Consider the following 14,157-nt stretch of genomic DNA (forward strand, 5'->3'; position numbering starts at 1 on the left):
GTCGGACGGGGGCGAATGATCGCCGCCCCGTGCTGGGGTCTATCTACAAGTGCGACACATACTGAAATACCTCCGTGGGGCTCGGCCCGGTCTGGGGTCCGTCCCTGTCGGACCCGCGCTTGTCACCCGAATTGCGGTGGAACTGCGCGAGCAGATCCACGTCGGGAAACCTGGTCATCACCCGGGGCACCCCACCGCGGTTGGAGGGTTGCCGTCCAGCGAGCCGGGGCTTGACGCTGGCACTCATGACCAAGTCGGATTCTACCGGGAAGTGAGCGCAGTCCTGACACGGGGCGAAATGTGAGCCGCAACCGCACGCGAGGCAGAGCGACGCAGCCCACTAGCAGGCAAAAGTTACTCGCGAGTAGAGACCGATGAGTGGACCTGCCGGTTGCGGCCTCACGGGTTAGCAGTACGCTTGTCTTGTTTGGGACTCATCTCCCGAGATCAGTCCACACCGTCTAGGTTTGATAATCGAACCGTTCGCGGACCCACTCACAAAGTGTGACCGCAACCGTGTAACCAGGGAAACTTCCTAGGAGGACGCGAAGCACCCATGTCCAAAATCAAGGTTGAGGGCACCGTCGTCGAACTCGACGGCGATGAGATGACGCGCATTATCTGGCAGTTCATCAAAGACAAGTTGATCCATCCGTATCTCGATGTGAACCTCGAGTACTACGACCTCGGTATCGAGTACCGCGACGAGACCGACGACCAGGTCACCATCGACGCAGCGCACGCGATCCAGAAGCACGGCGTCGGCGTCAAATGCGCCACGATCACGCCGGACGAGGCACGTGTCGAGGAATTCGGTCTCAAGAAGATGTGGCGTTCCCCGAACGGAACGATCCGCAACATTCTCGGCGGCACGATCTTCCGCGCACCGATCATCATCTCCAACGTTCCGCGACTCGTTCCGGGCTGGACCAAGCCGATCATCATCGGCCGTCACGCATTCGGCGACCAGTACCGCGCCACAGACTTCAAGGTCCCCGGCCCCGGCAAGGTGATGATCACCTACACGCCTGAGGACGGCAGCGCACCGATCGAGCACGAACTGGTCAACTTCCCCGAAGAGGGCGGCGTCGTCCAGGGGCAGTACAACTTCACCACGTCCATCCGTGACTTCGCTCGCGCGTCGCTCACCTACGGACTGCAGCAGAACTACCCGGTGTACCTGTCCACCAAGAACACCATTCTCAAGGCGTACGACGGTGCCTTCAAGGACATCTTCCAGCACGTCTACGAGACCGAGTTCAAGGCTGAGTTCGATGCTGCAGGTCTGACCTACGAGCACCGCCTCATCGACGACATGGTCGCTTCCGCACTCAAGTGGGAGGGCGGATACGTCTGGGCATGCAAGAACTACGACGGCGACGTCCAGTCCGACACCGTGGCCCAGGGCTTCGGTTCGCTCGGCCTCATGACGTCGGTTCTGCTGACACCGGACGGAAAGACCTGTGAGGCAGAGGCTGCTCACGGCACCGTGACGCGTCACTACCGTCAGCACCAGCAGGGCAAGCCCACCTCGACCAACCCGATCGCGTCCATCTTCGCGTGGACCCGCGGGCTCGAGCATCGTGGCAAGCTCGACAGCACCCCTGAGGTCATCGGCTTCGCGCAGGCGCTCGAAGACGTTGTCATCAAGACCGTCGAAAGCGGCCAGATGACCAAGGACCTCTCGATGCTGGTCGGCGGCGATCAGGGCTACCTGACCACCGAGGAGTTCCTCGGCGCGCTCGACGTGAACCTGCAGAAGGCCATGGCCGCGAAGTAGATTCACCGCTTCACCTGTCAAATGGGACGTCTGGGAAACCGGGCGTCCCATTTGTGTTCGCGGTCTCAAGTGAGTGAACTCACCCGCTCTCACTTGGAAGTTCAACCAGGTGTGAGACCACAATTGATCAGTGACTTCGTCTACCCTCTCCCTTTCTGACACCTCGACACCCGGGGTTCGTTCCGCCAGAGGTCCGGCGATGCTCGCTCTTGCCCTCGGCGGTTTCGGTATCGGCACCACCGAGTTCGTCGCCATGGGATTGCTCCCGGAAATGGCAACCGGGCTCGGTGTCTCGGAACCCATCGCGGGCCACGTGATCTCGGCATACGCGCTCGGGGTTGTCGTCGGTGCTCCACTGATCGCTGCACTCACCGCACGAGTACCGCGCCGCACCCTGTTGATCGCACTCATGGTCGCGTTCACCGTCGGCAATGCCGCCTCGGTTTTCGCGCCCTCGTACACGACGCTGATGATGGCCCGCTTCGTCGCCGGATTGCCGCACGGCGCCTACTTCGGAGTCGCCGCATTGGTCGCAGCTCACCTGGCCGAACCGGGAAAACGCGCGAAGGCCGTCGCGATGGTGATGATGGGTCTCTCCGTGGCCAACGTGATCGGTGTGCCGGTCGCGGCCTGGATCGGCCAGGCACTCGGCTGGCGCAGTGCCTTCGCCTTGGTCGCCGTGATCGGGGTGGCAACGGTTGCTTCGCTGTTCGTCTGGATTCCGCGTTTGGACGGCATGCCGGTGACGAATCCGATCACCGAACTCGGGGCACTGGGCCGCGTTCAGGTGTGGATGACCCTGATCGTGGGCATGGTCGGATTCGGCGGGATGTTTGCCGTCTACACCTACATCAGTACGACTCTCACCGACGTGTCCGGGCTTGGCGCTTCGTTCATTCCCCTCGCACTCATGCTGTACGGACTGGGCATGGTGGCCGGCAACTTCGTCGGTGGATACCTCGCGGATCGCGCACTGATGAAGGGCTTGTTCCTGTCGATGGGATCCCTCGTGGTCATCCTCGCGATCTTCGTTATCGCCGTGCGCAATCCGTATACGGCGCTCGTCTTCGTCTTCCTCATCGGGCTCGCCGGGTCGTCGATGGTGCCTGGCCTCCAGACACGGTTGATGGATGTCGCCGAGGATGCTCAGACCTTGGCCGCGTCTCTCAATCACGCCGCACTCAACATCGCCAACGCCTTCGGAGCGTGGATCGGCGGCGTCGTCATCGCAGCCGGTTACGGGTACACCGCGCCCGCAGCGGTGGGGTCGTTGCTGGCCGTCGCTGGTCTCGTCGTGCTGGCGGTAGCGGTGATTCTGCAGCGTAGGGCCGCGCGCTGACCTGGGCGCCCATCCGCGTCGGTGGAATCGGCTACGGTGCTTGCCGTGCCACAAACTGCTGACTCCCACATTCTTGCGCCCCACACCATCACGTCCGTGAACGTCAACGGCGTTCGAGCAGCGGCCCGTAAGGGCATGCTCGACTGGCTGGAGAAGACGTCGGCGGATTTCATCTGCCTTCAGGAAACGCGTGCGTCGGACGACCAGCTTCGCGAGACTCTCGAGCCGGCACTCGGCAAAGGATGGTTCCTGGTCTCCGCCGAGCCGTCCGCGAAGGGACGCAACGGAGTCGCGGTGCTCTCACGCACGGAACCTGACGCGGTGCGGATCGGTCACGGGGACGACGAGTTTCTCGACGCCGGTCGATACATCGAAGCCGACTTCGCCGATCTGACCGTCGCGAGCCTGTACTTGCCCTCAGGTGAGGCGCTCACGCCGAAGCAGGAGGAGAAGGAGCGGTTCATGGCATCCTTCGCAGTTCACCTCGCCTCCACCGCTGCGGCGGCCGAGGCTGCCGATCGTCACGTGGTGGTCAGCGGCGATTGGAACATCGCGCACACCGAACTCGACCTCAAGAACTGGAAGACCAACAAGAAGTCCTCGGGATTCCTCCCCGAGGAGCGCGCCTGGATGGATCTGCTGTTCGCCGAAGATTCCGCGTGGGTGGACGTCTTCCGCACCCTCCATCCGGGTGTCGACGGCCCGTACTCGTGGTGGTCGTACCGCGGAAAGGCATTCGACAACGATTCGGGTTGGCGTATCGATTACCAGGTTGCCACTCGCGGATACGCCGAGCGGGCCAAGGTCGCGCTCGTGGAACGCGCTGAGTCCTACGACCTCCGTTGGTCGGATCATGCGCCTGTCACCGTCTCGTACCGATAGAGACGCGTATGTCTGAAGGTCTGAAAATGCCGAGCGCAAAGACGCGCAACGCCATCATCACCGTCGTGGTGGCGGTGGTTGCGCTCGTACTGGCGGTCACCCTTTCTTCACGTGACTCCGACAGTTCGGCGTCGTCGGTGACGAAGTCCTCGAGTGCCCAGTCCTCGACTGTTCAAGCCAAGCCTGGCGCCACCACCAAGGCCGCGCCGTCGAGTTCCGCGCCCTCGAATTCCGCTGCCAAGCCAACGCAGCAGACAAGCACCGATGCGCCGGCACGAGTGCTCGCCACGCTGGTCGAGATCGACGCCGGGAGGTGGCCGGATTCCGCCAATGCGCCGGGCACCAAGGGCGGCATCACCTTCCGCAACAGCGAAGGCCGCCTACCCGCTGTCGGTGCCGGTGGCGGACGTGTCGTCTATCAGGAATGGGACGTGAACCCGAAGAAGAACGGCCAAGGACGCGACGCCGAGCGAATCGTCACCGGCAACGACGGTTCGGCGTGGTACACCCTCGATCACTACGACACGTTTGTGAGGATTCGCTGATGTCCGACTCGTCTACGGTCAGCGTGGCGCAGTGGCTGGATCCGTATTCGGATGTGGCTTCGGTGGCGCTGCAGAGCGACCCGGCCGTTGCAGATGATCTTGCACGTCAACTCCGTGCCGAGAATTTTGTCGTTCGGGTGGTTCGCGGAGAGAACATGCGGACAACGGCGCAGGTCTTCGACGAGTTTGCGGCAGCCTTCCAGTTTCCGTCCCACTTCGGGCGAAACAAAGACGCTTTCGACGATGTCATGCGCGATCTCGACGACGTCCTCGGACTCGGCGCCGGATATGTAGTTGTGGTCCGAGGCGCGGGTTCTCTACTGTCCGAGCAACAGGATCAGTTGGAGTGGTTCCGCGAAACGATGGACTTCTACGCCGAAGAATGGGAACCCGTCGTTTTCCGGACCGTCTACCAGTTCGGTGCGGAGGACCTCACCGCCCACGGTGAAGACCTCGTCGAACTCGACTACCCGGGCACCACGCCACTGCACTGATTTCCACTCGTGAAAAGATCGGAACCATGTCGACCCCTGCAGAACAGAAGCCCACCGCAAAGCCTCGCGTGCTTTCCGGAATCCAGCCGACGTCGGATTCTTTCCACCTCGGCAACTACCTGGGTGCGCTGCAGCAGTGGGTTCCGTTGCAGGACGATTTCGACGCTTTCTACTTCATTCCGGATCTTCACGCCATCACGGTGACGCAGGACCCGAAGGAATTGCGTCGTCGCACCAAGGTTGCGGTGGCTCAGCTCCTTGCGGTGGGGATCGATCCGGATCGGGCGACGCTGTTCGTACAGAGTCAGGTTCCCGAGCACGCACAGTTGGCGTGGGTCCTGAACTGCATCACCGGTTTCGGTGAAGCCAGCCGTATGACGCAGTTCAAGGACAAGTCCGCCAAGCAAGGCAGCGACAACGCCAGTGTCGGCTTGTTCACGTATCCGGTTCTGATGGCCGCGGACATCCTTCTGTACCGCCCGCAGCGAGTCCCCGTGGGTGAGGATCAGCGTCAGCACCTCGAACTCGCACGCGATCTGGCCGGACGGTTCAACACCCGCTACGGCAAGGCGTTCGTCGTTCCCGAGCCGCAGATCATCAAGGGCACGGCAAAGATCTACGACCTGCAGGATCCAACCGCGAAGATGAGCAAGTCCGCTGCCAGTGCGGCCGGACTGATCAATCTGCTCGACGATCCGAAGGTGTCGGCGAAGAAGATCAAGTCGGCCGTCACCGACAACGAGCGCGAGATTCGTTTCGACCCGCAGGCCAAGCCGGGCGTCAGCAACCTGCTCACCATTCAGTCGGCTCTCTCGGGAGTACCGATCGAGACTCTGGTGGCCGGTTACGAGGGCAAGGGATACGGCGACCTCAAGACCGATACCGCTGACGTGCTGACCGAGTTCGTCACCCCACTCAAGGCGAAGGTCGACGGTTACCTTGCCGACGAGGCAGAGCTGGATCGCATCATCGCGGCCGGAGCGCACCGCGCCCGTGAGGTGTCTTCACGCACTCTCGCCGCTGTCTATGACAAGGTCGGATTCCTGGCACCGAAGGGCTGACTTACGCGAATTCGGACTCACGACGCCTGACCGAACATGAGGGGGACGGCAATGGCTGACACGGACGACGACGCACCGAGCTTCCTCGAGAAGCAACGGGCAGCGCGACCCTGGCTCGATCATCTGGTTCGCGCGGCCGGACGGTTTCAAGAGCAAAAAGGCGACTATTACGCTGCTGGTATCACGTACTTCAGCGTTCTCGCGTTGATTCCGATCATGATGGTCGCGTTTGCAGTGGCCGGTTTCGTATTGGCCGGGCATCCCGAGTACCTGGAGTCGATTCAGGAGCAGATCACCAAGAGCATTCCGGGCAGCTTGGGTGACACCATCAACACGCTGATCGATTCGGCCATCGACTCGCGCGCGAGCGTCGGAATCTTCGGCCTCCTGGGTGCTGCGTACGCGGGTCTCGGTTGGATGGCAAATGTTCGCGACGCGCTGACGGCGATGTGGGAGAGCAAGCGCGAGCCGAAGGGTTTCGTACGTACCAAACTTGGTGACGCAGGGGCCCTCGTCGGTCTGGCTCTCGCCATGGTCGTCTCACTGGGAATGTCGGCGCTGAGCAGTGGGCCGGTTGCGACTCAGATCGTGAAATGGCTCAACCTCGAGAACATCACCGGTGTCGGCGTGGGGCTCAGAGTTGTTTCACTGTTGCTCTCCCTCCTGGCGACGTGGGCGGTGTTCCTGTGGGTGATCGCCCGGCTGCCGCGCGAGCCTGTCACGCTGCGTAGCGCTGCGCAGGCAGCGGTTATCGCCGCGATCGTGTTCGAGATCTTCAAGCAGGTGGGTGCGATCTACCTCGCTGCCGTCACCAACGGACCAGCGGGCGTGGCATTCGGTCCGATCATCGGTTTGCTCGTGTTCGTGTTCACGGCGTCACGGATGCTGCTGTTCTGCACGGCGTGGGCGGCGACGACCAAGGAAAGTATGGCCCTGGCGTTCGTTCCGCCGCCGGATCCCGCAGTGATCTCGCCGCGAATCGTTGTCAGTGACGGTGCTTCACCGTCTCGCGTGGCTGCGCTGATCGCCACGGGTGCGGTTGCCGGCCTGGGTCTTTCGGGCTTCATGCGTCGTCGGCCGCGCTAGCGCCTCCGACGGTTGAGGGCAACGGCTCCCGCCACCAGCGCGATCACCACTACTCCGCCGACCGCACCGATGAGTATGCGGTCAGTGGTGTCGGATTCGGCGTCGGTAGCGGTGGGTGCAGCCGAGATCGAGCCTGGTGCAGCGGCAGACGGTGTGCGAGTGACATCGGGCGAGGCATCGTCGGTGGATCGGTCCGTCAACGAGCCGACGGTTGTGCTCGCGGGGAGCGCATATCCGTAGTCGAGTAGACGGGCAGCTTGTTCCCACGGACGGATCGGCTTGGCTTCGCCGCCCATCAATGTCACCAGTAGTTTCCGGCCGTTACGCTCCGCGCCACCCACATACGTGTGGCGGGCGTCGTCGGTGAAGCCGGTCTTGCCGCCCAATGCGCCGTCGTAGTTGTAGAGCAGCTGATTGTCGTTGGCGAGAGTGAATCCGGGGCGGTCCTGATCGTCGGGAATCGTCGGATCCTTGGGGAAGCCGGGAAATTCGACGGTCTCGGTATGGATCAGACCGGCAAACGTCGGATTCTGCAGGGCGGTATGGAAAATCACGGCCAGGTCGTACGGCGAGCTGCTCATCCCCGGGCCGTCGAGTCCGGATGGAGTTGCCGTGCGAGTGTCGAGGGCGCCGAGTTCGGCCGCGAGCGCGTTCATTTTCGACACGGCTGCAGCGTCACCGCCGAGTTGGCGGGCAAGAGCATGCGCGGCATCGTTTCCCGACGCCATGACCAGACCCTGCATCAGTTGCCGGTTGGTGTACTTGCCGCCCTTTCCGATGCCGACAGCGCTACCTTCAGCGTCCGCGTCTTCGGCCGTTGCGGTGATTTCGGTGTCGAGATCGAGTTCGTCGAGCGCGACGAGAGCCAACAGCATCTTGATGGTGCTGGCCGGGCGGTAGCGACCGTGCGGATCTTTGGCGGCGAGAACCTCGCCGGTTTCGGCGTCCGCGAGTACCCATCCGGATGCCGCGATGTCGGCTGGGAGCGGGGGAGCGCCGTCAGGAAGTACGACGCCACACTCGCCGAGCTTGTCTCCACCGACGGGGCTTTCCGGAATCGGGACGGCAGTCGGGGCCGTGGATCCGGGCGCGGGTGCTTCGGAGAGATCGATCGCCGGCGCCGGACTACTCGTGAACGGGCAGCTGTCGGTGTTGGGTGTTGTGAACGGTGCCTCGGTGGTGGTGGTGGGCGGCGGCGGGGCCGGTTGGGCGCCGGCCACTCCCGAGGTCCCTACGACACCGGTAAACGCAATGCTCCCTGAGAGCACTGTTCCGGCTACTGCCACTGCACACTTTCGACGCCACATCATCGATATACGAGGGTATGCGAACCTGAGGGAACGTCCGAATCGCCACGCAAGCAGAGGGATCGAAAACAGGCGATTCGGTTTGTACATCGGTCATAGTGGATGGATGAACTTCGCAGGCACGCGTGGACGCCAGACGCTCGCGGCAATGACGCTCGTTGGAGCATTGACCGCTGTCGTCGGATGTTCCGGCGATTCGGAACCGTCGGCCGAGAGCCAAATCTCTGCGGTCGTCGGTCAGAGTTTCGAATTCATGGCCGAAAGGGACTGGGAGGCAGTGGACAGCACTCAATGCAGTTCGATGCGCAGCGAGAGTCCGCGAGTCGAAGAGTCGCCGTTCGACGACGCACTTGCCAGTCTGAGGCTGGACGGAGTGGAGAACATCGTCGTGAACGGGGATTCGGCGACAGCCAACACCCGCCATTACAGCACCGAGGATCCGTCCGAGATGATGCGCGAAGACATCACGTTGATCAAGGAGAACGGTGCCTGGGTTGTGTGCTGACGTCTTTATGTGGTGACAATCGGAGATCGCCGCCGATGAGTTCCACCACCACGCAGAGTCTGTAACAGTGGGGTAGTCGGCTACTCGAATGGCGCACACGCACTGACGACAGGGGATCGGTATGGGCAAGATCGTGGTGACAGAATTCGTGTCCTTGGACATGGTGATGGAAGCTCCCGGTGGCGAACCGGGTTATGCGCACACTGGATGGGTCTTTCCGTACCAGGAGGGCGATCAGATGAAGTTCAAACTCGACGAAACCCTCGCCGCGGACGTCCTTCTGCTCGGGCGGCGGACCTACGAGAGCTTCGCCGGTGCCTGGCCCGAGCGCGAGGACGACCAAGGCTTTGCGGACAAGATGAACGAGATGCCCAAGTACGTCGTCACGAGTTCGACCGAACCGCTCGAATGGAACAACTCGACGGCGCTCGACGGTCCCATCGAGGAATCTGTCCCGAAGCTCAAGGAGCAGATCGACGGCGAGATCTTGGTCGCGGGAAGTCGGACGCTCGTCCACGCGTTGTTGCTGGCCGGTCTGGTCGACGAGCTTCGTCTGATGGTCTTCCCGGTCATTCTCGGGTCCGGCGGGAGAGTGTTCCCCGAATCGGCCGACAAGATCGTCCTCGAGTTGAAGGACGATCGTCGGTACGAATCCGGAGTTCAGGTACTGACGTACCACCCCACGGTCACGTAGACCTCTCGAAAACATCTGTGGCCGAGCCTCTTCGAGAGTCTCGGCCACAGATGTCTTGTCGGCTAACTGTTCTCGGGGAAGCCGAGGTTGATGCCGCCGTGGCTAGGGTCGAGCCAGCGACTGGTGACGGCTTTACCTCGCGTGAAGAAATGAACACCTTCTGTCCCGTGAGCGTGGGTGTCACCGAAGAGGCTGTTCTTCCAGCCGCCGAAGCTGTAGTAGGCCATGGGAACCGGGATGGGGACGTTGATGCCGATCATGCCGACCTCCACCTCGTTCTGGAAGCGTCGGGCAGCGCCGCCGTCGTTGGTGAAGATGGCGGTGCCGTTTCCGTACGGGTTGTTGTTGATCAGTTCGAGGGCTTGGTCGTAGGTATCGACACGCACGACGGAGAGGACAGGCCCGAAGATTTCGTCGGTGTAGATCGACATGTCGGTGGTGACGTGGTCGATGAGGGTGGGCCCGAGCCAGAAGCCGTCCGGTCCACCATCGGCCTGAACTGTGCGTCCGTCGACCACGATCGTGGCACCGTCCTTCTCCCCGGCATCGACATAGGACGCGACCTTGTCGCGATGGGCCTTGGTGACGAGCGGACCCATGTCGGAGTTCTTGGTGCCGTCACCGGTGACGAGGGGAGTGGTGCGTTCGACGATCTTGGCAACCAGTTCGTCGGCGATGTCGCCGACTGCAACCAGGGCGGAGATCGCCATGCATCGTTCGCCCGCGGAGCCGAATCCCGCGTTGACCATTGCGTCGGCGGCGAGGTCGAGGTCGGCGTCCGGCAGAACGATGGCGTGGTTCTTGGCGCCGCCGAGTGCTTGCACGCGTTTGCCGTTGGCGGTGCCGGTGGCATAGACGTACTGGGCGATGGGGGTGGATCCGACAAACGAAATCGCTTTGACTGCTTTGTTTTCCAGAAGTTCGTCGACGGCGAGCTTGTCACCTTGGAGGACGTTGAAGACGCCGGGGGGCAGACCGGCTTCGGCCCAGAGTTCGGCGAGCCAGATCGCCGCGGTGGGGTCCTTCTCCGAGGGCTTGAGAATCACGGTGTTCCCGGCGGCGATGGCGACCGGGAAGAACCACATGGGGACCATCGCGGGAAAGTTGAAGGGCGAGATGATGCCGACGGGGCCGAGGGGTTGGCGGATGGAGTAGACGTCGACCTTGGTCGATGCATTCTCGGTGTATCCGCCCTTGAGGAGATGCGGTATTCCGCAAGCGAATTCGACAACTTCCTGCCCGCGGCTGATTTCGCCGAGGGCGTCGGAGAGAACCTTGCCGTGCTCGGCTGTGATGATCTCGGCGAGTTCACCTTTGCGAGCATTGAGGAGTTCGCGGAAGCTGAACAGTACCTGTGTGCGCCGGGCCAGTGAGGTGTCACGCCAGGCGGGGAAGGCCGCCGCAGCCGCGTCGATGACAGCGCGGGCGTCCTCGAGGTTCGCCAGGGCCAGTCGGCCGGTGATCTGTCCGGTGGCGGGGTTGGTGACGGTGGCGGTGTCCTCGGACGTTCCGGCGAACGGCTTGCCGTCCAGCCAGTGCGCGATGACGCGAGTATCAGTGCTGGTCATGGTATTTCCTAGTGGTCTGGTGACTCAGGAGTTCGGGGAGGTGTACTTGGCGACGTAGTCGTTCATCGTCTCGCGCTGGTACCGGGAAACCTCGTGCGCGTTTTCGTTCTCGGCGAAGACGCTCGACACCATCACGGTGTTCTCACGTTCGTAGAAGCCGAGTTTGCCGAGACCGCCGAAGAATTCGTCCCAGTTGACGTCTCCGTCACCGATTTTGAGATGCTGATGCACTCGAACGGCATTGCCTGGCGGGTTGGTGATGTAGCGCAGTCCGTGGGAACGGTGATGATCCATGGTGTCCGCCACGTGAACGAGTCGGACCATGTCGCCGGCGGCCTCCATGATGGCGGGAAGGTCCCCACCCATGTGGAATTGGTGGCACGCCACGATCACCATGCCGAGGTTCTTGGAGTTCACACCACGGATCGTGCGGATCGCGGCTAGTCCGTCTTCGACAAAATCGTCCGGGTGGGGGTCGATCAGGACGTCGATTCCCTCGCGTTCGATGATCGGAACCAGTTCCTCCATCGAACGATAGAACGCACGCTCGGACTCTTCGGCCTTTTCGGGGCGGCCGGAGAATTCGGTGTTCATGACGTTGACACCGAGATCGACCGTGATCTGGATGGCCCGCTTCCAGTAACGCACGGCTGCTTCGCGGGCGTCCTCGTCCGGGCCGGACCAGCGAAGGACCGGGAGTACCGACGCGATGCCGACCCCAGCACTCGCGCAAGCTTTCCGAAATTTGGCGACGAGCGCGTCGTCGGCTTTCGGGTGATTGAAGAACGGGATCATGTCGACGTGCGGTGTGAGCTGCAGGTACTCGTACCCGAGATCGGCAACAACCTGAGGTAGCTCGAGTAGTGAGTAATCGTGATGGAAAGGTGTGGGGTCGAGTGCGACCTTCATCGCTAAGCTCCGGCCACAGAGTCGCGCGCAACCATGTCCACGACGACGCGCTGACCCGTCTCCAGAGACTTCACACCGGCGGCGCAGACAGCGGCCGCGGCGTACCCGTCCCAAGCACCTGGTCCGTCGATGTAGTTGCCGGTGCCGGCGCCCGTCTTCACTGCCTTGATCCACCGGGCGAACTCGGTGTCGTAGGCCTGCCCGAAGCGTTCGCGGAATCCTGGGGTGATCTGCCCACTCCAGTTGCCGGGCTTGGTCTTTCGGATCAGTCCCACGTCGAGTCCGATCATCGCGCTTCCGAGTTCGCCGACAACTTCGGTGCGCACCTCGTAGGCAACTCCGGTGGTGACAAACACCTCGGCGTCGACGTGTCTGCCGGACTCGGTCTCGAATATCGCGATCTGTGGGTCTTGAATGCCCTCGGGAGCAAGCGAATTCGCGGCCGGTCGGATGATCTGCACTGAGGTGATCTCTTCGTCGAGCAGGAATCGTGTCACGTCGACCTCGTGGACGAGTGAGTCCTTGACGATCATCGCGCTGTCGAAGCCGTTCGGAACCGCAGGATTGCGGTGCGCGCAGTGCACAACGAGAGGGCGACCGAGATCGCCGCTGTCGATCAAATCCTTGAGCTGGGTGTATTCGTGGTCGAACCGGCGCATGAAACCAACCTGGATCAGTCTTTTTCCCAGCGCTGCTTCGGCTTTGACGATCGTGAGCGAACTGTCCGCGTCGGTGGTCAGCGGCTTTTCGCAGAGAACAGGCTTGCCCGCTTCGAGGCAGGCAAGAACCTGCTTCTCATGGGTCGGGCCCGGGGTTGCGAGAACAACGGCGTCGACGTCCTCGGCTGCGATGGCATCGAACGGATCGACGACGACGCGCGCCCCTGGCGTCAGTGCTGCGATTTCCTCGGCGCGGGCGAGAGAGTAGTCGTTGACGACGGTGACGCGGGCACCGCCGATTTTGTTGGTGATGCGGTCGACGTGATCGGCCCCCATGATGCCGACGCCGAGCACTGCGATCCGGAGATCCTGGTTGTCAGACATGCGGTGGTACTCCTCGATTGTGTTGCTCAGTTGAAACGGACGGCGGGGACGCCACAGGTGGACAGGTATTTCTGAGTGCGCGCTGCGATGGGCAGCGGTGTGTCGGGATGGCAGGGATACATGTCCTGCTCGACGATCGCGAACACGTCGATGCCGAGCTTCTCGATGGCCTCCAGAAGCGGCGGCATGTCGGGGATTCCGCGCGGCGGTTCGATCATGGCACCGAGTTTGACGGCCTCACCGAACGGCAGGTCCTCCGCCTCAACCTTGGCGACTATCGCCGGATCCACCTGTTTGAGGTGTAGGTACCCGATGCGCTCCGGATGTTTGTTGATAATTGCGAGATTGTCGCCGCCGCAGTAGCTGATGTGGCCGGTGTCGAGACACAGATTCACGAAACGCTCGTCGGTCCCTTCGAGGAACTTGTAGACGTTGTCTTCGATGTCGACGTGACTGTCGGCATGAGGATGGTACTGCGCCATGACGCCGTACTCCTCGAGCATTGCCTTCCCGAGAGCGTTCATGCCGTCGGTTTTCTTACGCCACTGCTCGGGCGTCAGATTGCGGTCTTCGAGTACCGCTCCGGTGGAAGGGTCGCGCCACATCTCAGGGATGACCACCACGTGCTTGCCGCCGACGGCTGCGGTCAACTTGGCGACGTCCTTGATCTGATTCCAGACGGCATCCCAGGAATCGTCCTGGTGCAGGTGTTCGAAAACGGTACCGGCCGAAAGCTTCAGGCCGCGGGCGCCGAGTTCGTCCGTCAACTTGGCTGGATCGGTCGGAAGGTATCCGAACGGGCCGAGTTCGATCCATTCGTATCCCGACGCGGATACCTCGTCGAGGAATCGTGTGTAAGGGGTCTGCTGTGGATCGTCCGGAAACCACACGCCCCAGGAGTCGGGGGCTGATCCGACGCGAATCGCGCTCATGTCTAGATTCCT

Annotated in this window: 14 protein-coding genes and 1 riboswitch; of the genes, 9 read left to right on the forward strand and 5 right to left on the reverse strand. The window is 62.2% G+C overall.

Annotated elements, in window-relative coordinates; genetic code table 11:
* Positions 1-110: 110 nt before the first annotated feature.
* A riboswitch (SAM riboswitch) is annotated at positions 111-251 on the reverse strand.
* A gap of 305 nt (positions 252-556) precedes the next feature.
* The 7 genes from KTR60_RS10075 to yhjD all read left to right on the forward strand — a co-directional run bounded on the left by KTR60_RS10075 (position 557) and on the right by yhjD (position 7,187).
* The gene (locus KTR60_RS10075; RefSeq protein ID WP_003940772.1) at positions 557-1,780 is read left to right on the forward strand and encodes an NADP-dependent isocitrate dehydrogenase; all 1,224 of its coding nucleotides are present in this window, start codon (positions 557-559) and stop codon (positions 1,778-1,780) included.
* Between the two features lie 199 nt (positions 1,781-1,979).
* Positions 1,980-3,119: an MFS transporter gene (locus tag KTR60_RS10080; protein ID WP_228402269.1), complete on the forward strand. Its 1,140-nt coding sequence runs from the start codon at positions 1,980-1,982 to the stop codon at positions 3,117-3,119.
* 135 nt (positions 3,120-3,254) lie between these two features.
* Positions 3,255-4,001 carry an exodeoxyribonuclease III gene (locus KTR60_RS10085; protein WP_054827640.1) on the forward strand — a complete coding sequence of 249 codons (747 nt, stop codon included), beginning with the start codon at positions 3,255-3,257 and terminating at the stop codon, positions 3,999-4,001.
* A gap of 26 nt (positions 4,002-4,027) precedes the next feature.
* Positions 4,028-4,546, forward strand: coding sequence for a ribonuclease domain-containing protein (locus tag KTR60_RS10090; protein ID WP_050793967.1), 519 nt, complete (start codon positions 4,028-4,030; stop codon positions 4,544-4,546).
* Positions 4,546-5,040 (forward strand): barstar family protein, encoded by a 495-nt coding sequence (locus KTR60_RS10095; RefSeq protein ID WP_228402110.1) that lies wholly within the window; start codon positions 4,546-4,548, stop codon positions 5,038-5,040. Before KTR60_RS10090 ends, KTR60_RS10095 begins: the two co-directional genes overlap by 1 nt.
* Before the next feature lie 26 nt (positions 5,041-5,066).
* Complete coding sequence (trpS, locus tag KTR60_RS10100; RefSeq protein ID WP_003941025.1) at positions 5,067-6,101, forward strand: tryptophan--tRNA ligase; 1,035 nt, start codon at positions 5,067-5,069, stop codon at positions 6,099-6,101.
* A gap of 51 nt (positions 6,102-6,152) precedes the next feature.
* Entirely contained in the window at positions 6,153-7,187 is a 1,035-nt protein-coding gene (gene yhjD / locus KTR60_RS10105; RefSeq protein ID WP_007727380.1) for an inner membrane protein YhjD, read from the forward strand.
* On the opposite strand, the gene KTR60_RS10110 is transcribed toward yhjD, so the two are convergent.
* A complete protein-coding gene (locus tag KTR60_RS10110) occupies positions 7,184-8,497 on the reverse strand; it encodes a D-alanyl-D-alanine carboxypeptidase family protein (protein WP_202426900.1) in 1,314 nt (437 codons plus the stop codon). The genes yhjD and KTR60_RS10110 overlap by 4 nt on opposite strands.
* 103 nt (positions 8,498-8,600) lie before the next feature.
* On the opposite strand from KTR60_RS10110, the gene KTR60_RS10115 reads away from it, so the two are divergent.
* Positions 8,601-8,999: a hypothetical protein gene (locus KTR60_RS10115; RefSeq protein WP_021343646.1), complete on the forward strand. Its 399-nt coding sequence runs from the start codon at positions 8,601-8,603 to the stop codon at positions 8,997-8,999.
* Between the two features lie 121 nt (positions 9,000-9,120).
* Positions 9,121-9,693 carry a dihydrofolate reductase family protein gene (locus tag KTR60_RS10120; RefSeq protein ID WP_003940686.1) on the forward strand — a complete coding sequence of 191 codons (573 nt, stop codon included), beginning with the start codon at positions 9,121-9,123 and terminating at the stop codon, positions 9,691-9,693.
* A gap of 62 nt (positions 9,694-9,755) precedes the next feature.
* On the opposite strand, the gene KTR60_RS10125 is transcribed toward KTR60_RS10120, so the two are convergent.
* The 4 genes from KTR60_RS10125 to KTR60_RS10140 are packed head-to-tail and all read right to left on the reverse strand — an operon-like array spanning position 9,756 to position 14,145.
* On the reverse strand, positions 9,756-11,261 hold the full coding sequence (locus tag KTR60_RS10125; protein WP_003941032.1) for a CoA-acylating methylmalonate-semialdehyde dehydrogenase: 1,506 nt from the start codon (positions 11,259-11,261) through the stop codon (positions 9,756-9,758).
* 24 nt (positions 11,262-11,285) lie between these two features.
* A complete protein-coding gene (locus KTR60_RS10130) occupies positions 11,286-12,170 on the reverse strand; it encodes a sugar phosphate isomerase/epimerase family protein (RefSeq protein ID WP_063316670.1) in 885 nt (294 codons plus the stop codon).
* A 2-nt stretch (positions 12,171-12,172) separates the two neighbouring features.
* On the reverse strand, positions 12,173-13,213 hold the full coding sequence (locus KTR60_RS10135) for a Gfo/Idh/MocA family protein (RefSeq protein WP_228402111.1): 1,041 nt from the start codon (positions 13,211-13,213) through the stop codon (positions 12,173-12,175).
* Between the two features lie 26 nt (positions 13,214-13,239).
* Entirely contained in the window at positions 13,240-14,145 is a 906-nt protein-coding gene (locus tag KTR60_RS10140) for a sugar phosphate isomerase/epimerase family protein (RefSeq protein WP_007727370.1), read from the reverse strand.
* Between the last annotated feature and the right edge of the window lie 12 nt (positions 14,146-14,157).

It is taken from the genome of Rhodococcus sp. C1 (assembly GCF_020809065.1).
GTDB lineage: Bacteria > Actinomycetota > Actinomycetes > Mycobacteriales > Mycobacteriaceae > Rhodococcus_F > Rhodococcus_F qingshengii.